Origin of the sequence: Amycolatopsis thermoflava N1165, from assembly GCF_000473265.1 — a bacterium.
In the GTDB taxonomy this organism is placed as follows: domain Bacteria; phylum Actinomycetota; class Actinomycetes; order Mycobacteriales; family Pseudonocardiaceae; genus Amycolatopsis_E; species Amycolatopsis_E thermoflava.
In genome coordinates this window covers 8,220,415-8,240,070 of record NZ_KI421511.1, presented here as the reverse complement: position 1 = coordinate 8,240,070, position 19,656 = coordinate 8,220,415, and the positions used below count along the sequence as shown (strand labels likewise).

18 protein-coding genes and 1 pseudogene are annotated in these 19,656 nt (G+C 71.8%); 12 read left to right on the top strand and 7 right to left on the bottom strand.

Annotated elements, in window-relative coordinates; genetic code table 11:
* Nucleotides 1-23: 23 nt before the first annotated feature.
* The 4 genes from AMYTH_RS0140990 to AMYTH_RS0140975 form a co-directional block, all read right to left on the bottom strand.
* Nucleotides 24-902: an SCO0930 family lipoprotein gene (locus AMYTH_RS0140990; protein ID WP_027935105.1), complete on the bottom strand. Its 879-nt coding sequence runs from the start codon at nt 900-902 to the stop codon at nt 24-26.
* Nucleotides 903-977: 75 nt separating this feature from the next.
* Nucleotides 978-2,387, bottom strand: a complete 1,410-nt coding sequence (locus tag AMYTH_RS0140985; protein WP_027935104.1) for a DUF1996 domain-containing protein — start codon at nt 2,385-2,387, stop codon at nt 978-980.
* A 165-nt stretch (nt 2,388-2,552) separates the two neighbouring features.
* Nucleotides 2,553-3,248, bottom strand: coding sequence for an anti-sigma factor family protein (locus tag AMYTH_RS0140980; protein WP_027935103.1), 696 nt, complete (start codon nt 3,246-3,248; stop codon nt 2,553-2,555).
* A complete protein-coding gene (locus tag AMYTH_RS0140975) occupies nt 3,245-3,796 on the bottom strand; it encodes a sigma-70 family RNA polymerase sigma factor (protein ID WP_027935102.1) in 552 nt (183 codons plus the stop codon). The genes AMYTH_RS0140980 and AMYTH_RS0140975 overlap by 4 nt, the downstream gene beginning before the upstream one ends.
* Before the next feature lie 170 nt (nt 3,797-3,966).
* Between AMYTH_RS0140975 and AMYTH_RS0140970 the strand changes: the two genes are divergently transcribed.
* From AMYTH_RS0140970 to AMYTH_RS0140945, 7 genes and pseudogenes are all read left to right on the top strand, one after another.
* Nucleotides 3,967-4,482, top strand: a complete 516-nt coding sequence (locus tag AMYTH_RS0140970) for a hypothetical protein (RefSeq protein ID WP_228685171.1) — start codon at nt 3,967-3,969, stop codon at nt 4,480-4,482.
* Nucleotides 4,483-4,558: 76 nt separating this feature from the next.
* A complete protein-coding gene (locus AMYTH_RS0140965) occupies nt 4,559-5,176 on the top strand; it encodes a DUF4142 domain-containing protein (RefSeq protein ID WP_228685169.1) in 618 nt (205 codons plus the stop codon).
* A 14-nt stretch (nt 5,177-5,190) separates the two neighbouring features.
* Nucleotides 5,191-5,763 carry a ferric reductase-like transmembrane domain-containing protein gene (locus AMYTH_RS0140960; protein ID WP_037324313.1) on the top strand — a complete coding sequence of 191 codons (573 nt, stop codon included), beginning with the start codon at nt 5,191-5,193 and terminating at the stop codon, nt 5,761-5,763.
* Nucleotides 5,760-5,978: a ferredoxin gene (locus tag AMYTH_RS0140955; protein WP_027935098.1), complete on the top strand. Its 219-nt coding sequence runs from the start codon at nt 5,760-5,762 to the stop codon at nt 5,976-5,978. Before AMYTH_RS0140960 ends, AMYTH_RS0140955 begins: the two co-directional genes overlap by 4 nt.
* Nucleotides 5,971-7,212: an NAD(P)/FAD-dependent oxidoreductase gene (locus AMYTH_RS46545; protein WP_037323050.1), complete on the top strand. Its 1,242-nt coding sequence runs from the start codon at nt 5,971-5,973 to the stop codon at nt 7,210-7,212. Before AMYTH_RS0140955 ends, AMYTH_RS46545 begins: the two co-directional genes overlap by 8 nt.
* Nucleotides 7,213-7,328: 116 nt before the next feature.
* Nucleotides 7,329-8,177: pseudogene (locus AMYTH_RS48425) on the top strand (IS481 family transposase).
* Nucleotides 8,178-8,399: 222 nt separating this feature from the next.
* Entirely contained in the window at nt 8,400-10,013 is a 1,614-nt protein-coding gene (locus AMYTH_RS0140945) for a purine-cytosine permease family protein (protein ID WP_027935097.1), read from the top strand.
* On the opposite strand, the gene AMYTH_RS0140940 is transcribed toward AMYTH_RS0140945, so the two are convergent.
* Nucleotides 10,014-10,820, bottom strand: coding sequence for a LysR family transcriptional regulator (locus tag AMYTH_RS0140940; RefSeq protein ID WP_027935096.1), 807 nt, complete (start codon nt 10,818-10,820; stop codon nt 10,014-10,016).
* Between the two features lie 70 nt (nt 10,821-10,890).
* Between AMYTH_RS0140940 and AMYTH_RS0140935 the strand changes: the two genes are divergently transcribed.
* Both AMYTH_RS0140935 and AMYTH_RS0140930 read left to right on the top strand, forming a co-directional pair.
* On the top strand, nt 10,891-11,772 hold the full coding sequence (locus tag AMYTH_RS0140935; protein WP_027935095.1) for an NmrA family NAD(P)-binding protein: 882 nt from the start codon (nt 10,891-10,893) through the stop codon (nt 11,770-11,772).
* On the top strand, nt 11,769-12,410 hold the full coding sequence (locus AMYTH_RS0140930) for a formylglycine-generating enzyme family protein (RefSeq protein WP_027935094.1): 642 nt from the start codon (nt 11,769-11,771) through the stop codon (nt 12,408-12,410). The genes AMYTH_RS0140935 and AMYTH_RS0140930 overlap by 4 nt, the downstream gene beginning before the upstream one ends.
* A gap of 420 nt (nt 12,411-12,830) precedes the next feature.
* Here AMYTH_RS0140930 and dxs read toward each other — a convergent pair whose 3' ends face one another.
* Nucleotides 12,831-14,747 carry a 1-deoxy-D-xylulose-5-phosphate synthase gene (dxs, locus tag AMYTH_RS0140925; protein ID WP_027935093.1) on the bottom strand — a complete coding sequence of 639 codons (1,917 nt, stop codon included), beginning with the start codon at nt 14,745-14,747 and terminating at the stop codon, nt 12,831-12,833.
* A gap of 415 nt (nt 14,748-15,162) precedes the next feature.
* Nucleotides 15,163-16,083 (bottom strand): LysR family transcriptional regulator, encoded by a 921-nt coding sequence (locus AMYTH_RS0140920; protein WP_027935092.1) that lies wholly within the window; start codon nt 16,081-16,083, stop codon nt 15,163-15,165.
* A gap of 71 nt (nt 16,084-16,154) precedes the next feature.
* On the opposite strand from AMYTH_RS0140920, the gene AMYTH_RS0140915 reads away from it, so the two are divergent.
* From AMYTH_RS0140915 to AMYTH_RS0140905, 3 genes are read left to right on the top strand one after another with little or no spacing between them, the layout of a single operon-like run.
* Nucleotides 16,155-16,847 (top strand): succinate dehydrogenase cytochrome b subunit, encoded by a 693-nt coding sequence (locus tag AMYTH_RS0140915; protein WP_027935091.1) that lies wholly within the window; start codon nt 16,155-16,157, stop codon nt 16,845-16,847.
* A complete protein-coding gene (locus AMYTH_RS0140910; RefSeq protein ID WP_027935090.1) occupies nt 16,844-18,772 on the top strand; it encodes a fumarate reductase/succinate dehydrogenase flavoprotein subunit in 1,929 nt (642 codons plus the stop codon). Before AMYTH_RS0140915 ends, AMYTH_RS0140910 begins: the two co-directional genes overlap by 4 nt.
* Complete coding sequence (locus tag AMYTH_RS0140905; protein ID WP_027935089.1) at nt 18,769-19,515, top strand: succinate dehydrogenase/fumarate reductase iron-sulfur subunit; 747 nt, start codon at nt 18,769-18,771, stop codon at nt 19,513-19,515. Before AMYTH_RS0140910 ends, AMYTH_RS0140905 begins: the two co-directional genes overlap by 4 nt.
* Nucleotides 19,516-19,656 lie beyond the last annotated feature (141 nt).

Below are 19,656 nucleotides of genomic sequence, written 5' to 3'. Positions count from 1 at the left end.
CGCACTCACTCCTCGCTGGGGGATCAGTAACTGCTCGGCGCGGCCGCGAGTGGCTTCTTCTCCGCGGCGACCTTGCAGCCGTTGGTCTCGATGGCGAACCAGGTGCCGCCGACGGTGTGGCCGTTCGCCTGGCCGGGCGCGGTGTCCTGGGCGTAGGTGTAGACCGGCCAGCCGCCGACGGTGACCTGCTCGGTCCCGTCCGGCCGGGTGACCGTGCCGACCAGCTTCGGGTCGACGCCCTCGACGCGGGTCTCCCCGCGCGCCACGACCGGCGGCCAGGTGGTGGCGCACTGGCCCTCGCACGTGGGCTTCGGCGGGTTCTTGCCGTCCTTGGTGAACAGGTAGATCGTGCGGCCGTCGCCGTCGGTGAGGACGGTGTCCAGGCCGGGGATGTTCGTGGTGCGGATCGCGGTCTCCGGGGTGGCGGCCTTCGCCCCGGTCGGCGTGATCGCCGCCCAGGTGCCGCCGACGCCCTGGCCCTTGGCGTCGCCGGCCACGGTGTCCTTGGCGTAGCGGTAGACCGGCCAGCCGTTGACCGTGACCTGCTGGGTGCCGTCGGCGCGCGCGACCGTGCCGACGAGCTTCGCGTCGACCCCGCGCACGTCCACCGCCCCGGTCGCCACCACCGGCGGCCAGGTGGTGGCGCATTCGCCCGCGCACGCGGACTTGGGCGGCCGCGCGGTGTCGCGGTCGAAGCGGTAGAGGGTCATGCCGTTGGAATCGGTGAGGACCGGGCCGAGCCCGTCGACGTCGGACGCGACCAGCCCGACGGCGGGCTGGGCGGCGGCCGCCTGCTGGATCACGACCGGGGCGGCGGCCTGGCCGCGCTCGCCCTGCCCGCACGCGGGGAGCAGGGCGAGTCCGGCGAGTGCGGCAGCGGGCAGGACGTTGCGCGCGGTCATGGTCGTCTCCTTCTCGGGGAATTCGCTTCCGGCGCAATGCACACGTCCGCCGCCGCCGCGCGGTTCAGACTTCTTTCACTCACCGCAGGTGCGGTCGCGGTTGATGCACCACACGAGGCGGTTCATGATCCGTTGCGACATCACGTTGGCGAAGTCGTCGTGGTCGGACCGCGGGTTGTGGCTCTCCTCCGGGAAGGAGTCCACTTTGTACTGTCCGGCGACCTGGACGTCGCGTGGGATGTCGTAGACCAGCGTGATGCGCAGCTGCGGCACGGCCACGAACCCGCGCCTGCACCGGCCGTTGGCCTCGGGGAAGACGATGTGGTCGCGGTGGTTGGCGCTGTCGATGTTGCGGCCGTCCCAGCAACTCGGGAAGTCGTGGATGCGCTCGACCTTGCTGCCTTCCGGGCAGATCGGGTACTTGTCGATGAGCCGGTCCTCGAACCCGGTGCACGTCCAGCTGGCGCGGGCGTTGCGCGGGCCGTTCGTGCCCTGCTTGGCGTCGCCGTAGAGCACGCGCAGGAACTTCGGCATGGCCCGCACCGGGCCGACCGGGCTGCCGCGGAAGGTGATGTTCACCGACTCGGGCAGCTGGATCTCCCCGTCATTGCCGCCGATCTCGCTGTTGTCGTCGGCAGGCGGTTGCTCCGCGTCGTCGCCGTCGCTGTTCTCGTCGCCGTTGGGGACTCCCTGGCGCTGGGCGTCCTCGACCGCGCAGGTGGCCTGCGCCGGGTCGACGGGCTGCCCGGTCGCCTGACTGATGCGGTCCAGGCTCGCGGACCGCTGCTGCCGCAAGGGTTCCAGCACCGCCGCCTCGGCCGCGGGGTCGGCCGCGATCCGCTCGTCGGCGGCCGCCTCCTGCTGGTCCAGCGCGTCCAGTTCGGTGTCCACGGTCGCCATGGCCTGCTCGGGGACCTCGGCGAGCTGGCTGGCCACGTCCGGGCACTCGACCTGCGCGACGTCCTCGGTCTGCTCGGCCTCGGCGCGCTGGGCGTCGAGCTCGGCCTCGTCCTCGGGCGGGTTCGCCTCCTCGGCGTCCTCGCGGTCGATCCGCACCACCGGCCAGAAGTAGGCGGACTTGTCCCCGTTGCGGCAGGTGGTTCCGGCGCGCAGCAGGCTTTCGTTGGTGGAGTCGGCGTTGGTGGACAGGTTCCCGACGTAGTCGTGCAGGTGCTGGGCGCCGTTGCGCACGCCCGGCTGGGCGATGAAGTTGTCGGGGTTGTAGTGGCCGTTCTCGTTGCGGCCGCAGTCGACCGTGAACGTGCCGGTGGAGGCGCGGCGGTTCGGCCGCACCTCGGTCACGTTCGGCGCGACCGTGGTGATGTCGACGAAGAACGCCGGATCGACCTCGTCGGCGCCGGCCTGACCGGTGTCGCCGGTCGTGGTGGCGACGGTGACGCCCGCGGCCGCGAGCGCCAGTCCGACCGCGAGGGTCGCGATCTTGGTCCGGCGTGCGACGCGGTGCCGGCCTTCGTTTCGAGCCATGGATGTGCTCACCTCGAATCAGCCCGGCGGCGCACGCGCGCGCCGGGTTGTGGCGTGGGATTGGGACGAAACGGCTCCCCCGAGCCCGTCACAGGGGGATACGTACGTCGCGCCCGCCGAGTTCAAAACGCGATCCGCGCGTTATCGCGCCGTTATAACTACTGGTCAGCGCTCGATGCTGGCGAGCACCGCGCCGGACTCGGTGCGGATCTGGAACTTCTCGATGTCCCCTGGACCGAACGCGGTGCCCCCGGAGATGAGCAGCGGGTCCACGGCGCCGGCGGGCACCGTCCAGCTCGCGACGGTCTCCTCGTGCCCGCTCCAGTCGACGGCGACGAGGTGGCAGCGCAGCGGGCCGGCGACCCCGGAGAGGTCGAGCCGGACCGCCGCGCCCCAACTGGTCGGCATCACCAGCACCTCGGTGCGCAGCGCCTGGCCGGTCTCGCTGCCGGTGAACCGGCTCGCGCCCGGCGAGGACGGTGCCGGCGGTGGTGGCGTGACGGCCGCGACCGGCGCCGGGGCCTGCGACGGGACGACGGCCAGTGTCACCAGCGGCCCGGCGATGATCAGCAGCATGGCCGCGACGGCCAGCACCCGGCGCACCAGGGTCCGGCGACGGCGGATCGCGGCGACCTCGTCGAGCATCGGCGCCAGCACCCGCGGCGCGGGAACCGGCGGTTCCGGCCAGTAGCGGCGGATCTCGTCGAGCAGGTCCGGCAGCTCGTGCATCTCCAGGAGGTCGAGCTGGCAGTTCGGGCAGTCCAGCAGATGCGCCTCGAACGCCGCGTTGTCGGCGTCGTCGAGCACGCCGAGGACGTACGCGGCGATGTCGGTGTGCGCCGGCTTGCCCACGCCGCTCACCCCCGCTCCCGCAACGAGCGGCGCAGCGCGCGCACCGCGTGGTAGATCCGGGACTTCACGGTCCCCGGTGGCACCCCGAGCCTCTCGGCCGCCTCGTTGACCGTGCGGCCGTGGACGTAGGTCTGCAGGACCGCCTCCCGGTGCTCCGCGGACAGGGTCTGCAGTGCTTCGTACAGCATCATCGCGGCCAGGGTCCGGTCCGATTCGTCCGGCACCCCGACGGAGTTCGCGTCGGGCTCCTCGACCTCCTGGGGCCGCGCACGGCGGCTGCGCCAGCCGTCGATGACGATGCGGCGGGCCACGGTGTGCAGCCACGCCCGCAGCATCTCCGGCTCCCGGTCGAGCTTGTCGGCGTTGCGCCAGGCCCTGATCAGGGTCTCCTGCACGACGTCCTCGGCCCACAGGCGGTCACCCCCGGTCAGGGTGATCACGAACGCGAGCAGGGGGCGGCCGAACTCCCGGTAGAGGGCGGTGGCCAGGTCGTCGTCCTGGCCCGGGTCGGGCACCGGCTCGACCACGGTGCGGAGAATTCGGCTGTGGCGTCCCACGGCGGACATCTTTGCGGTATTCCGGTCGCGGAGTCCAGTGCGAAATTCGCGGAAAAATTCTTTGAACCGCTTCCGCGCCGCCGTCGTATACCCCGCTGACAGTTCCCGGGCCGATCCCCCGCGACCCGGACCTTTTCCGTCCACTGTGGATTCCAGGAAGGCGTCCCGACGTGCCCCGATCCCCTGCGCTGACACCACTGACCACCGGTTGCGTGGTCCTCGCGGTGATCACCGCGTGCGACACCGGCTCCCCCGCGCCGCTGCCGCCCCAGTCCGTTCCCGCGGCGGAGGCCGCGCCGGCGCTCAACGCCGTGCGCGCCTTCGACCTCGGCCGCATCGTGGTCGACGGCGCGGGATTCACCTTGTACCGCTACGACAAGGACACCACCGCCCCGCCGCGGTCCGCGTGTGACAGCGCGTGCACCCGGACGTGGCAGCCCGTGCCCGCGACCGCGGCGCAGCAGCTGCGCGGCATCGACCCGGCGCTCGTCGGGTCCGTCACCCGGGCCGACGGCACGGACCAGGTGACGCTCGCCGGGCACCCGCTGTACCGCTACCGTCCCGACGAAATGCCCGGCGAAACCGGCGGGCTGGGATCCGGCGACGCGTGGTTCCCGGTCAGCCCGGACGGGAACAAAGTGCAGGCCGCGAGCGATCCGGGACGAACTGATGCGTTCGGCCTCTAGACGATTCCTGACCATGCTGATGGTCCTGTTGTTCGTCCAATTGGCCGTACCACGGAATGTGACCGCGCAGACCGAATTGAGCGCCGCCGATCGCGATTTGCTGATCCGCGTCCGGCAGGCCGGGCTGTGGGAGATGCCCGCGGGTGACTGGGCCCGCACCCGCGCCCGCGACGAGCACGTCAAGGACGTCGGCATGACGCTGATGGTCGACCACGGGCGGCTCGACGTGCAGGTGCGCGACCTGGCCCGGCGGCGCGGGGTGACCCTGCCCGACCAGCCGACGGCCGACCAGCAGCGGTGGCTGGTGGAGATGCGCGACGCGCCGACGGCCGCCGACTTCGAGCGGGTCTTCGCCAACCGCCTGCGCGCGGCGCACGGCGTGGTGTTCGGCGTGATCGCGCAGGTGCGTGCGAACACCCGCGACGACGAGATCCGCGCGTTCGCCGCCGCCGCGAACCAGGTGGTGCTCCGGCACATCACGCTGCTGGAGAGCACCGGCCTCGTCGACTACACGCAGCTGCCCCAGCCGCAGTCCGGCACGGTGTCCGCCTCCGCCGGCGCGGCCCTCGACCTGGCGGCCACCGACGTCATCACCACCGTTGTGCTGGGCGCGCTGCTGTGCGGAGCGACGGTGCTCGTGCTGTGGCTGATCCGCCACCCCGCCAGACGACTGAAAGCTGGAGACAAGACGTGACACTCGAGTCCCTGATGCCGCTCGCGCAGCAGACGGCCGACACCGGTTTGCGCGGTGTCGCGGCCTTCTCCGCGCGGCTGGCGTACGCGTTCATGTGCCTGACCCTGTGCTGGGGCGTGCTGACCGCGACCGGCTGGGTCCGCAACATCACCGGCCGGAAAGCGCTGCGCAGCGGGCACATCGCGCTGGCCACGCTGACACTGGCCTTCGGCGCGATCCACGCCCTGTCGTTCCTGTTCCTGACCAGCGGCGCGTTCACCGTGGTGCAGCTGACTGTGCCGCTGAACGGGCTGGCGCGGCACAGCTTCGGCATCATCGGCATCGAGCTGATGCTCGCCGTCGCGCTCACCGCGGGCCTGCAGCGCTACACCGCCTACCGCCGCTGGCTGTGGGTGCACCGGCTGGCCTACCCGGCGGTCGCGCTGACCGCGCTGCACTCGTTCTTCGGCGCGATCGCCAACGGGCACCTCGCGCTGCTGTGGCTCGGCGGGATCACGCTGCTGGTGCCCGCGGTGACGCTGGCCGTGCTGCGGTTCCTGCCGACGCGGGTCCTGGAGCGCATCGGGCTGGTCGAGGAGCTGGTGTGAAGCTGCGCAAGGGACCACGTCTGAGCGTGAACAACGAGCGGTGCGAGTTGTTCGGCACCTGCCAGTGGGAGGCGCCGGGACTGTTCGAACTGGAGCGCAACGGCCGGCTGCGGTACCGGAGCCGGCTGACGGAAGAGGACTGGGAGCCCGCGGTCGCCGCCGCCCGCAGCTGCCCCATGCAGGCCATCCAGATCAAGGGGATCTCCGATGAGTGACGGCGACCGGATCGTGATCGTGGGGGCGGGCGTGGCCGGGCTGCGTGCCGCGGAACGGTTGCGGGAACTGGGTTTCGACGGCGAACTGGTGATCGTCGGCGACGAGGCGCGCAAGCCCTACCACCGGCCGATGGTGTCCAAGCAGTTGATGATGGGCACGGTCCGCCCGTCCGACGCGACGTTGCAGACCTACACCGACCTCGACGCGCACTGGCGGCTCGGCACCCGCGCGACGCACCTGGACACGCTGCAGCGCGTCGTGCACCTGCCCGGCGGCGAGGAGCTGTGGTACGACGGGCTGGTCATCGCGACCGGGGTGGTGCCGCGGCACCTGCCCGGTTCGCCGCGGCACGCCCCGCGGGTGCGGGTGCTGCGCACCGTCGAGGACGCGGCCGCGGTGCGGAAGGCGCTGGCGGCCAGCAACAAACCGGCGGTGGTGATCGGCAGCGGGCTGATCGGGTGCGAGTTCGCCGCGAGCATGCGGCAGATGGGCCGCGACGTGACGCTGGTCGGGCACGCGCGGGCGCCGCTGCACCGGTTCGGCACACGCATCGCCGAGGCGGTCACCGACATCCAGCTCAAGCACCGCGCGAGCCTGGCGATGCGGTCGGAGGTGCGGCACTGGATCGAGACGAAGGACGCGTTCGGGCTGCACATGACCAACAACAAGCTGGTCGTGGCCAGTTGCGTGATCCTGGCGATCGGCAGCGTGCCCGCGGTCGACTGGCTGCGCGGGTCCGGGCTGGTGATCGACGACGGGGTGCTGTGCGAGTCGACGCTGTTCGCCGTCGACGCCGACGACGTCGTGGTCGCCGGGGACGTCGCGTGCTGGCCCAACCTGCGGTTCGACGAGGTGCCGCGGCGGGTCGAGCACTGGCTCAACGCGGTGGAATCCGGTCGCGCGGCGGCGGAGAACCTGATGGCGGGCCGGCGGGCCGCGCAGCCGTTCACGCCGATGCCGCGGGCGTGGTCGAGCCTCTACGACGCGCGGCTGCAGATGGTCGGGATGCCCGCGCTGGCGGACGACACGGTGCAGCTCGCGCAGGGCGTGACGGGTTTCGTGCGCGGCGGGAAGCTCGTCGGGGCCGCGGGCTGGGACCGCCCGCGGGCGATGCTGCACTGGACCGCGGAACTGCACCGCCGGCTGCCTGCCCCGGCGACGGTTCCGGCGCCCGAACCCGTCGAGGCCGAGCGAGTGCCGGACTCCCCGGCCGAATGGCTGTCGGTGGGCTAGCCGTGGGGATCATGGACGGCGTTGACGGTGCGGTCGGTGTGTCGGGTTGATCAAGGCGAAGACTTCCGTGTTGGGTGAAGGTGCTTGACGCCCTTCCCGCACAAACGGAAGTCTTCGTGTCTCACCGTAACGCCCGACTGACGGAGTATGGGCGGCGGTTGCTGGTTGAGCGTGTCGCGGCGGGGCGGCCAGTGGCCATGTGGCGGTGAAGATGGGCGAGTAGCGGGCGACCGGACACAAGTGGTGGCGCCGGTTTCGGAAGGAAGGTTAGTCCGAGTTGGCCGACCGCCCGAGTCGCCCGCGCACCTCCCCGACCCGAACGTCTGCGGAGGTGGAGCACAAGGTTCTACACTTGCGGCAGGATCGCCGGCTCGGCCCCGCTCGGATCGCCGGGGTCCTGGACGTGCCGGCCTCGACCGTGCACCGCATCCTGGTGCGGTATCGAATGCCGAAGTTGGCCTGGCTGGACCGTCCCACGGGCGAGCAGATTCGCCGCCCGCCGCGCACCCCGAGTGGGGTTTGAGTTCGTGCACTGCGCCCTCGACGATCACTCCCGGCTGGCCTACGCCGAGATCCACCCCGACGAAACCCCGCCACCTGCGCTGACTTCCTCCGCCGCGCCGCCGCCGTGTTCGCCGCCCACGGCATTCCCACCATCGAACGAGTCATGACCGACAACGCCCTGGCCTACCGCCGCTCGCACGCCTTCCGCGCCGCGTTCGCCGAGATCGGCGCCCACCAGCGCTTCACCCGGGCCTACCGACCCCAACCAACGGCAAAGCCGAACGCTTCAACCGCACCCCGCCGAAGAATGGACCTACGCCCAACCCTTCACCAACTCACACCAGCGCACCGCCGCACTGCCCGACTTCCTCCACCACTACAACCACCACCGCACCCACACCGCCCTCAACGGACAACCACCCAACACCCGCGTCAACAACCTCCCGAGGCACTACAGCTAGCGGGCGCGGGGGTCTCCGGCGCTCCGCCGGCTGCGCCGGAGGCCCTCCCCCTCCAGAGGCACAACACCCGCACCCGCGAGTCCCACGCTCGCGGCCGCGAGTTCCGCACTCCCCGGCGCGAGTCCCACCGAGCGCCCGCGCGACCGCGGGGTAACACAGGGAAACCTGGTCGTCACCGGGGGACAAACCGTTGGCAACAGCGGCTTCCTAGCGTCGCCCGGCATGGATGCGACGACGGCTCCACCGGTTCAGCGTCAGGCCACCAAGGAAACCCTGGAGGACTACACCCTTCGCTTCGCGCCGCGGACCTACCGCCGGTGGACGCCGGCGGTCGTCGGGGCCTCCGCGCTCGGCGGCATCGCCTACATGGCCGACTTCTCGATCGGCGCAGGCATCGGCCTGACGCACGGCACCGGCAACGCCCTGCTCGCGATCGGCGTGGCGGCGGTCGTCATCTTCGTCACCGGCTTCCCGCTGGCCTACTACGGCGCGCGCTACAACATCGACCTCGACCTCATCACCCGCGGCTCCGGCTTCGGCTACTACGGCTCGGTCATTACCAGCGTCATCTTCGCCAGCTTCACGTTCATCTTCTTCGCCACCGAGGGCTCGATCATGGCCCAGGGGCTCCGCTTCGCGCTGGGCCTGCCGCTGTGGCTGGGGTACCTGGCATCCACTTTGGTCATCATCCCGCTGGTGATCTACGGCATGAAAGCGCTTGCGAAGCTGCAGAGCTGGACCAACCCGCTGTGGCTGCTGCTGATGGTCGCGCCGCTGGTGTTCCTCATCGTCCAGGACCCGGATTCGGTGTCGCGCTGGCTGTCCCACGAAGGCACCGGCGGTTCCGGCCTGAGCACGGCGGCAGTGATGCTCGGCGCGGGCGTGTGCCTGTCGCTGATGGGGCAGATCGGCGAGCAGATCGACTACCTGCGCTTCATGCCGCCGCGCACGGCCGAGAACCGGCGCGCCTGGTGGACGTCGGTCGTGCTGGCCGGGCCCGGCTGGGTGCTGTTCGGCGCGGTCAAGCAGGCGATCGGCGTGTTCATGGCCGTCTACGTCCTCGACGCCGTCGGCGCGGCGGCCGCGGTCGAGCCGATCGAGCAGTTCACCGGCGTGTTCAAGCAGATGATGCCGCCGTGGCTGGTCGTCCCGCTGGCGCTCGTGCTGGTCGTGCTCAGCCAGGTGAAGATCAACGTCACCAACGCCTACTCCGGGTCGCTGGCGTGGACGAACTCGTTCACCCGCGTCACCAAGCACTACCCGGGGCGCCTGGTCTTCGTGCTGGTCAACCTCGCGATCGCGCTGGTCCTGATGGAGGCGAACATGTTCAGCTTCCTCAACAACGTGCTCAGCTTCTACTCCAACTGCGCGATGGCCTGGGTCGTCACGGTCGCCACCGACATCGGGGTCAACAAGTACCTGCTCAAGCTGTCGCCGAAGCAGCCGGAGTTCCGGCGCGGCATGCTCTACGCGGTCAACCCGGTCGGTGTGGTGTCCTTCCTGGCCTCGTCAGTCCTGTCCATCGGGGTCTACTTCGGACTGTTCGGGGACGCGATACAGCCGTATTCGCCGCTGGTGGCGGTGGTGATCGCGGTGGTGCTGACCCCGCTGGTGGCGATCCTGACCCGCGGCCGGTACTACCTACGCCGCACCGACGACGGCATCACCGAGCCGCTGCTGGACGCCGACGGCAACCCGAGCGGCACCCGCTACGACTGCGCGGTGTGCGGCGAGCCCTACGAGCGCCCGGACATGACGGCGAGCGCGGCCGGCGGCACGATCTGCTCGCTGTGCCTGAGCACCGACCGCACGGGCACGCACGTGCTCCCCGCCTAGCTATCCGGACAGCACGCGCGCCGCGATCGTGACGAAGTCTTCCAGGTGCGGGCGCCGGTGCCCGTCGGCGACGGCGAGACAGATCTCGAACTCCTCGGCGTCGCTGATGGTCCGGTGGATCACGTCCGGCCGCGAGTAGTAGCGCGCCACGCTGCGCGGGATCATCGTGATGCCGAGACCGGCCGCGACGAGTTCCAGCTTCTCCTCGATCGTGCTGATCCGCCTGGTCTGCGCGTCGATGACGTGCTCGCCGTCCAGGTCGGCGTGCCGCACGCGTCGCCGCGCGGCCAGTGGGTGCGCGGCGGGCAGGCACACGACCTTCGGCTCGCTGCCGACGCGGAGGGTCTTCAGACCGGCGGGGTCGAACGGCTGCCGCAGGTACCCGACGTCGGCGCGGCCGTCACGCATCGCTTCGGCCTGCTCGAACCAGTTGAGGTGCAGCAGTTCGACCTCGACGTCCGGGTGCGCCTGCGCGAACGCCCGGACCGCGGGCGAGACGGTCAGCCCCGGCGCGAACCCGAGCACCAGCCGCCGCGCGCCCCGCGCCGCGCCGTACGCCCGGCGCGTCGCGGCGACCGCCGCCGCCAGCACACTGGGCGCGTCCGCGTACAGCTGCTCACCGGCCGCCGTCAGCCGCACCGAACGCGTGGTGCGCTCCAGCAGCTCGCAGCCCAATTCCCGTTCCAGCGCGCGGATCTGCCTGCTCAGCACCGGCTGCGCGATGTGCAGCCGCTCGGCCGCGCGGCCGAAGTGCCCGTGCTCGGCGACGGCGGTGAAGTACCGCAGCTTGCGCAGGTCCAGATCCATACCGGAAGGGTATCAATGTCCGCGAAGAGGTATTGGACGATCGGCGTGCGCGGGGCGGAGGGTGGACCACATGATCGTGGTAACCGCACCCACCGGCCGGATCGGCCGGCAGCTCACCGAATCCCTGCTCGCCGCGGACGCGCCGGTCCGTGTCATCGTGCGCGACCCGTCCCGGCTCACCGCGGCGGTCCGCGAGAAGGCCGAGGTCGTCACCGGGTCGCACGGCGACCCCGAGGTCGTCGGCAAGGCGTTCGCGGACGCCGACGCGGTCTTCTGGCTCCTCCCGCCCAACCACTCCGCCGACAGCCTGGACGCGGCGTTCCTGGACTTCACCCGGCCCGCGTGCGAGGTGTTCCGCGGCCGGGACCTGCGTGTGGTCGGGGTGTCGGCCGTCGGCCGCGGCGTGGCGGTCAACGCCGGGCACGTGTCGGCGTCGCTGGCGATGGACGACCTGATCGCGAGCACCGGCGTCCGGTACCGCGCGCTGACGATGCCGACCTTCATGGACAACCTCCTCTGGCAGGTGCCGTCGATCGCGCGGGACGGGGTCTTCGCCGAGATGGCCGTCCCGGACCACCGGCGGCCGCTGTGCGCGACGAAGGACATCGCCGACGCCGCCGCCCGGCTGCTGCTCGACGATTCGTGGAGCGGGCATGGCGAGGTTCCGGTGCTCGGGCCGGAGGACCTGACCTACCTGGAGGTGGCGGAGATCATGTCGGACGTGCTGGGCAGGCCGGTGCGGTTCGAGCAGCTCTCGGCCGAGGCACTGAAGGCGAGCCTGCGGCAGCGGGGCTGGTCGGAGGCGATGGCACAGGCCATGATCGACATGGCGACGGCCAAGAACGCGGGCCTGGACAACGCGGAACCACGCACGCCGGAAGCCACCACGCCGACGACGTTCCGCCAGTGGTGCGAGGAGGTTCTGCGGCCGGCAGTAGCATCCGCCGGGTGAAGATGATCGCCGTTCCGGGCGGGAGCGTGAGGGTGTCCGACCGGCGGACGCAGCGGAGCTGGTCCGTCGAGGTCGCGCCCTTCCGGATGGCGGCGCACCACGTGACGCAGGCGCAGTACGCGGCCGTGACCGGTTCCAGTCCCAGCGCTTCCCGGGGCCCGGAACTGCCGGTGGAGAGCGTGACGTGGGCGGAAGCAGCGCGGTTCTGCAACGCGTTGTCCGTCCACGAGGGACTGTCCCCGGTGTACTCGTTCGGGGCCGCCGTGGAGTGGGACCGGGCCGCGGACGGCTACCGCCTGCCCACCGAGGCGGAGTGGGAGCACGCCTGCCGCGCCGGAACGGACGGCCCGCGTTACGGCGACCTCGACGAGATCGCTTGGCACCGCGGCAATTCCGGCGAGCGGATCCACGATGTCGGCGGGAAACGCCCGAACGCGTGGGGGTTGCACGACATGATCGGCAACGCGTGGGACTGGTGCTGGGACGTCTACGACGCCCAGGTGTACGGCCCGTACCGCGTCCTGCGTGGCGGCGGCTGGTTCGACGAGCACTGGAGCTGCCGCGCCTCCGTCCGGCGCCGCAGCCACCCGTCCTACCGCAGCGACGACGTCGGGTTCCGCGTGGTCCGCTCCCAATGAGCGGGCGCGGGCTCTCGTGCTGCTGTCGCTGGTCTAGGCGGGTGTGGTGCCGCCCGCCGCGCAGCCGGGACCGGCCAGTGCCGGGGAACGGCCGCGCTCCGCTTGGTGGCGGCGCCTGAGCACGGCCACCGGACACTGCCTTGCCTAGCCAAGTCCATGCGCGGCTGGGCGGGGCGCACGGAGCCAGCGCTGTCGCTGATCCAGGCCAGTGGGGTGCCGCCGCCGCGCAGCGGCGCAGCCGGAAGCGGCCTACCGGGCCTGCGCCCTGGAAACAGCCGTGGCCCCATTTGGCGGCCGCGCTCACGCGGGGCCACCAAGCCGCGATTACGCGGGGCCACTCACCGGCACCGGGCCGGTGCTCCTCCACCGATGAATCCACCGCTGCGGGCCGCGCCCATCCGGATCGCGGCCCGCGCGGTGTCACTCGGTCGGGGCCTCCGCCGCGGCCGGCTGCGCCTCGCCGATCAGGTTCGACGCCCACTCCGTCACGCGCCGCGCGACGTCTTGCGCCGTCAGGCCCACGCTGGCGAGCACCTCTTCGCGCGAAGCGTGCGGCAGGAACTCCTGCGGCACGGCCAGGTCGCGCAGCGGCACGTCGCACTCGGCGTCCCGCAGCACGGATGCCAGCGCGCTGCCGAAACCGCCGTGCCTGCCGCTGTCCTCGACCGTCACGACCAGCCGGTGCTCACTCGCCAGGCCGACCAGCTCGCGCGGCACCGGCAGCACCCATCGCGGGTCGACGACGGTGACGCCGATGCCCTGGTCGGCCAGCCGTTCGGCGGCGGCCAGCCCGAGCGGCGCGAACGCACCCACCGCGACCAGCAGCACGTCGGCGCCCGCGCCTTCCCGCGGCCGCCGCAGCACGTCGATCACGCCGATCCGCTCCACCGCGGGCACCGACTCGGTGACGCTGCCCTTGGAGAACCGCAGCGCGGTCGGCCCGTCGGACACCGCCACCGCCTCGCGCAGCTCCTCACGCAGCGTCTGCGCGTCGCGCGGCGCGGCGACCCGGATGCCGGGCACCATGCCCAGCAGCGACAGGTCCCACATGCCGTGGTGGCTCGGCCCGTCCGGCCCGGTGATGCCGGCCCGGTCCAGCACCAGCGTGACCGGCTGGCGGTGCAGCGCGACGTCCATCAGCAGCTGGTCGAACGCCCGGTTGAGGAACGTCGAGTACACCGCGACCACCGGGTGCATGCCGCCCATCGCGAGGCCGGCGGCCGAGGTCAGGGCGTGCTGCTCGGCGATGCCCACGTCGAACCAGCGGTCCGGGTGCCGCTCGGCGAACTCGTGCAGCCCCGTCGAGCGCAGCATCGCGGCGGTGATCGCCACGACGTCCTCGCGCTCCTCGCCGATGCGCGCCAGCTCGTCCCCGAACACCGCGGTCCAGCTCAGGCCCTTCGGCTTGGGCAGGCCGGTTTCCGGGTCGATCGGGTCGGTCTGGTGCATCTGGTCGGCCTCGTGGTTCACCGCGGGCGGGTAACCGTGGCCCTTCTCGGTGACCGCGTGCACGACGACCGGCCCGCCGAACGCCTTCGCCGCCTGGAACGCCTTCTCCAGCGCCGCGATGTCGTGGCCGTCGACCGGGCCGAGGTACTTCAGCTTGAGGTCGGAGAACATCTCCTGCGGGCTCAGCGCGTCCTTGATGCCGGCCTTCGCCGCGTGCAGCGCCGCGTAGATCGGCTTGCCCACCACCGGCGTGTTGAGCAGCAGCTCGCGCCCGCCGTCGAGCATGCGCTCGTAGCCCGGCTGCAGCCGCAGTGAGGCCAGGTGCTCGGCGAACCCGCCGATCGTCGGCGAGTAGGACCGGCCGTTGTCGTTGACCACGATCACCACGGGACGACCCGGCTCGGCGGCGATGTTGTTCAGCGCCTCCCAGCACATGCCGCCGGTCAGCGCGCCGTCCCCGACGACCGCGACCGCGTGCCGCCCGCCGCCGGCGAGCTCGAACGCCTTCGACAGGCCGTCCACATAGGACAACGCGGTGGAGGCGTGGCTGTTCTCCACCAGGTCGTGCTCGCTCTCCTCACGGGACGGATAGCCCGACGGCCCGCCCTGCTGGCGCAGCAGGTCGAACTCGGTGTGCCTGCCGGTCACGATCTTGTGCACGTAGCACTGGTGACCGACGTCCCAGACGATCGCGTCCTTCGGCGAGTCGAACACCCGGTGCAGCGCCAGGGTCAGCTCGACCACGCCGAGGTTGGGGCCGAGGTGGCCGCCGGAGCGGCGGACCTTGTCGACCAGGAAGTCGCGGATCTCCCCCGCCAGGTGCTCGAGCTGGCCGTGTCCCATGCGCTTCAGGTCGGCCGGTCCGTGCACGGACTCCAGCAGCGTCACTTTCCACCTCACCCGCATAGATACCTCGCCCTGCCCGCCAGGGCGCGTCCAGTCAGTCTACGGAGAACCGTAGTCCTCCGGCCGCCCCGCGCGTTCCGGGTCACTGATCACGCGGTGAGAAGGTGCCGGCCGCTGCCGCAACCGTGTGAACACGGTCTCACTGACATGACGCACCGGGGTGCGCACGTGGTGACATCCCGTGAGATCGGGTCCGGCCAGGCGTGGCGTTACATCAGGCCACGGGATTGGTGAACCGATCAAGACTGATGTGGGTGGCGGCGCGGGGCGCCGGGCCCATTGGACCAGCTCACGGGCCGCGCCCCGCGTGCGCACCGCCGCACCCCGCGACACCCTCCGGACGCTCTCACCGCACCAGCACCACTCCGCTCCCGGGGCACCTCCCCCGCCCGGCGCATCACCGCCCGGCCAGCTCCACCCCGGCCGGCAGCGTCCCGGCCCGGTGCAGCTCCTCGAGGTGCGTGAGCAGCGTCTCCCGGAACGCGCGCGCCGCGTTGGTCGGCGCCACGTCCGTCCGCTGGGCCAGCGCGATGGTGCGGGTGATCTCCGGCGCGGTCAGCGGCGTCCCGCGCAGCGCAGGCCGCCCGGCGAGCACCAGGCTCGGCACCACCGCGACCCCGAGCCCCACCTCGACGAACCTCAGCACGGCGTCCATCTCCCCACCCTGCGCCGCGAACACCGGCGTGAACCCGGCGGCGCGGCAGGCCTGCAGGGTGGTGTCCCGCAGGTCGTAGCCCTCCCGGAACATCACCAGCGGCCGGTCGCGCAGCTCCGTCAGCCGGACCTCCGCGCCCAGGTCCACCCCGGCGGGCGAGGCCACCACCAGCCGCTCGCGCAGCAGGGGCACCAACGTCAGCGCCGCCTCCTCCCCCGCCGCGATCAGCACCGCCAGGTCCAGCTCGCCGTGCGTCAGCGCCCGCACGAGATCCTTCGAACCGCTCTCCTCCACCACCAGCTCGATGCCCGGGTAGTCGCGGTGGAAGCGGTGCAGCACGTCGGCGAACACCGTGACGCACAGGCTCGGCGTCGCGCCCACCCGGACCCGGCCACGGCGCAGTCCGACCAGCTCGGCGACCTCCAGCCGCGCCGTGTCCACGTCGGCGACGATGCGCCGCGCGATCGGCAGCAGCGCCTCGCCGGCCGGGGTCAGCGTGACGTTGCCCCGCGCCCGGCTGAACAACGGCGCGCCGAGTTCGTCCTCCAGCGCGCGGACCTGCTTGCTCAGTGAGGGCTGCGCCACATACGTGCGCTCCGCGGCTCGCGTGAAGTGCCGCGTCTCGGCCACGGCCAGGAAGTACAGCAGCTGCTGCAGAGTCATAGCTTGAGGCTATCGTCTCGAGCGCTTCGATATATTGGACGACTCGTCGCCGCGGGCCGCACGCTGCCCACGTGGCCCTTCTCGAACGTTCCGCACCACCACGCCGGCTGTGGTCCTCGACCGTCGGGCAGAAGGCGATCATGGCCGTGACCGGCCTGCTCCTGCTGCTCTTCGTCGTCGCGCACATGCTGGGCAACCTGAAGTTCTTCGTGTCCGCGGCGAGCTTCGACCACTACGCGGCCTGGCTGCGCACGATCCTGGACAGCGTCCTCGGGCACTCCGGGTTCCTCTGGTTGCTCCGCGCCGGCCTGGTCGTCTGCGTCGTCCTGCACGCCGTCACCGCGGCTCGTCTGGCGCGCCGCGCTCGCGCCGCCCGGCCGGTCCGGTACGCCCACCGCGGGCGCGTCCAAGGCGACTACGCGGCGCGCACCATGCGCTGGGGCGGGGTGATCCTCGCGTTGTTCGTCGTCTACCACGTGCTCGACCTGACCACCGGGCACCTCAACCCGAACGGCGTGCCGGGCGCCGTGCACGACAACGTCGTCGCCGACTTCCGGCTCTGGTACGTGACGCTGGTCTACACGCTGGCCGTGGTCGCGCTCGGGTTCCACATCCGGCACGGGCTGTGGAGCGCACTGCAGAGCCTCGGCACGTCCGGCGCCGCGCGGCGCACCGCGCAGGGCGTCGCGCTCGGCGTCGCGGTCGCCGTGACCGCCGGGTACCTGTCCGTCCCGTTCGCCGTCGTCACCGGATTGGCCGGGTGAGCACTGTGTTCGTCGAAGGAACCCCGATCTCCGACACCCGCGCGCCGGACGTCCCGCTCGAACAGCGCTGGGAGCGGCGGCGGTTCACCGCCCGCCTGGTCAACCCCGCCAACCGGCGCCGGCTCTCGGTCATCGTCGTCGGCACCGGCCTGGCCGGCGCGTCCGCCGCGGCCACCCTGGCCGAACTGGGCTACCAGGTCCGCTCGTTCTGCTACCAGGACAGCCCGCGCCGCGCGCACAGCATCGCCGCGCAGGGCGGGATCAACGCGGCCAAGAACTACCGCGGCGACGGCGACAGCGTCCACCGCCTCTTCTACGACACCGTCAAGGGCGGCGACTTCCGGGCTCGGGAGTCCAATGTGCACCGTCTGGCGGAGCTGAGCGTGCGGATCATCGACCAGGCCGTCGCGCAGGGCGTGCCCTTCGCGCGGGAGTACGGCGGGTTGCTGGACACGCGGTCGTTCGGCGGCGCGCAGGTGTCCCGCACCTTCTACGCCCGGGGGCAGACCGGGCAGCAACTCCTGCTCGGCGCCTACCAGGCGATGGCGCGGCAGATCCACCTTGGACGGATCGCGATGCACCCGCGCACCGAAATGCTCGATCTCGTCGTGGTGGACGGCCGCGCACGTGGGGTCGTGGTGCGCAACCTGGTCACCGGCGAGGTCTCCACGCATGTCGCGGACGCGGTGGTGCTGGCCACCGGCGGGTACGGCAACGCGTTCCATCTGTCCACGAACGCCAAGGGCTGCAACGCGACCGCGATCTGGCGCGCGCACCGGCGGGGCGCGCTGTTCGCGAACCCGTGCTTCACGCAGATCCACCCGACGTGCATCCCGGTCAGCGGCGGGCACCAGTCGAAGCTGACGTTGATGAGCGAATCGCTGCGCAACGACGGGCGGGTGTGGGTGCCCGTCGCGGCGGGCGACACGCGGCCGCCGTCGCAGATTCCGGAGGCGGAGCGGGACTACTTCCTGGAGCGCCGGTACCCGGCGTTCGGGAACCTCGTGCCGCGCGACATCGCCTCCCGCGCGGTGAAGAGCGTGTGCGACGCGGGCCGCGGGGTCGGGCCCGGCGGGCTCGGGGTGTACCTGGACTTCGCGGACGCGCTGGAGCGGCTCGGCCGGGACGGTGTGGAGTCCCGCTACGGCAACCTGTTCGCGATGTACGAGCGGATCACCGGGGACGATCCGTACCGGGTGCCGATGCGCATCTACCCGGCCGTGCACTACACGATGGGCGGGCTGTGGGTGGACTACGACCTGCACAGCACCATCCCCGGCCTGTTCGTGATCGGCGAGGCGAACTTCTCCGACCACGGCGCCAACCGGCTCGGGGCGAGCGCGCTGATGCAGGGGCTCGCGGACGGGTACTTCGTGCTGCCCACGACGATCGGCGACTACCTGGCCGACGGCCCGTTCCCGGCGGTCGGCGACGTGTCCGGGGCGCAGGCGGAGGTCGAGGACCGGATCGCGCGGCTGCTGTCCGTGGACGGGGACCGGTCCGCGGAGGACTTCCACCGCGAGCTGGGCGCGGTGCTGTGGGAGCACTGCGGGATGAGCCGCAACGAGACCGGGCTGCGGAAGGCGCTGGAGCTGATCCCGGCGCTGCGCGAGGAGTTCTGGTCGCGGCTGCGGGTGCCCGGTTCGGGGGCTGCGCTGAACCAGTCGCTGGAGAAGGCCGGGCGGGTCGCGGACTTCCTGGAACTGGCGGAGCTGATGTGCCTGGATGCGTTGCACCGCACCGAATCCTGCGGCGGGCACTTCCGGGAGGAGAGTCAGACCGCCGACGGCGAGGCGCGGCGCGACGACGCGGCGTTCTCGTACGTGGCCGCGTGGGAGTTCACCGGGGTGGGTCAGCCGCCGGTGCTGCACCGCGAGGCGTTGTCGTTCGACCATGTCACCCCCAGTCAGCGGAGCTACTCGTGAAACTCGTGTTGAAGATCTGGCGGCAGAAGGACGCGGCGGACCGCGGCGGGCTGGTGCGGTACGAGGTGGACGGCCTGTCGCCGGACATGTCGTTCCTGGAGGTGCTCGACGTGCTGAACGAGCGCCTCACCGCCGCGGGCGACGAACCGGTGGCGTTCGACCACGACTGCCGGGAAGGCATTTGCGGGGCGTGCGGGGTCGTGATCGACGGCACGGCGCACGGCCCGCAGGCGGCGACCACCACGTGCCAGCTGCACCTGCGGCACTTCGCGGACGGGCAGACCGTGACGGTGGAGCCGTGGCGGGCGCGGGCTTTCCCGGTGGTCAAGGACTTGGTGGTCGATCGTGGGGCGCTGGACCGGATCATCGAAGCGGGCGGGTACATCACGGCGCCGACCGGCAGTGCGCCCGACGCCCACGCGACGCCGGTGCCGAAACCGGCGGCGGACGTCGCTTTCGAAGCGGCGGCCTGCATCGGCTGCGGCGCATGTGTCGCTGCGTGCCCGAACGGTTCGGCCATGCTGTTCACCGCCGCCAAGGCGACGCACCTGGGGGTCCTCCCGCAGGGCGAGCCGGAGCGCCCGGCGCGGGCGGTGTCAATGGTCGCCGCGCAGGACGCGGAGGGCTTCGGAGGCTGCACGAACAGCGGCGAGTGCACGGCGGTGTGCCCGAAGGGGATCCCACTGGACACCATCGGCCGCCTGAACAGGGACGTACTGGGCGCGGCGCTGCGATCCGGGTGATGCGGAGGCGGGCGGCGCGGTGATGTGGGGGCGCGGGCGGGCAGCGCCGGGCGCGACAGCGCCGGGCGCGACAGCACCGGGCGCGACAGCACCGGGCGCGACAGCACCGGGCGCGACAGCACCGGGCGCGACAGCACCGGG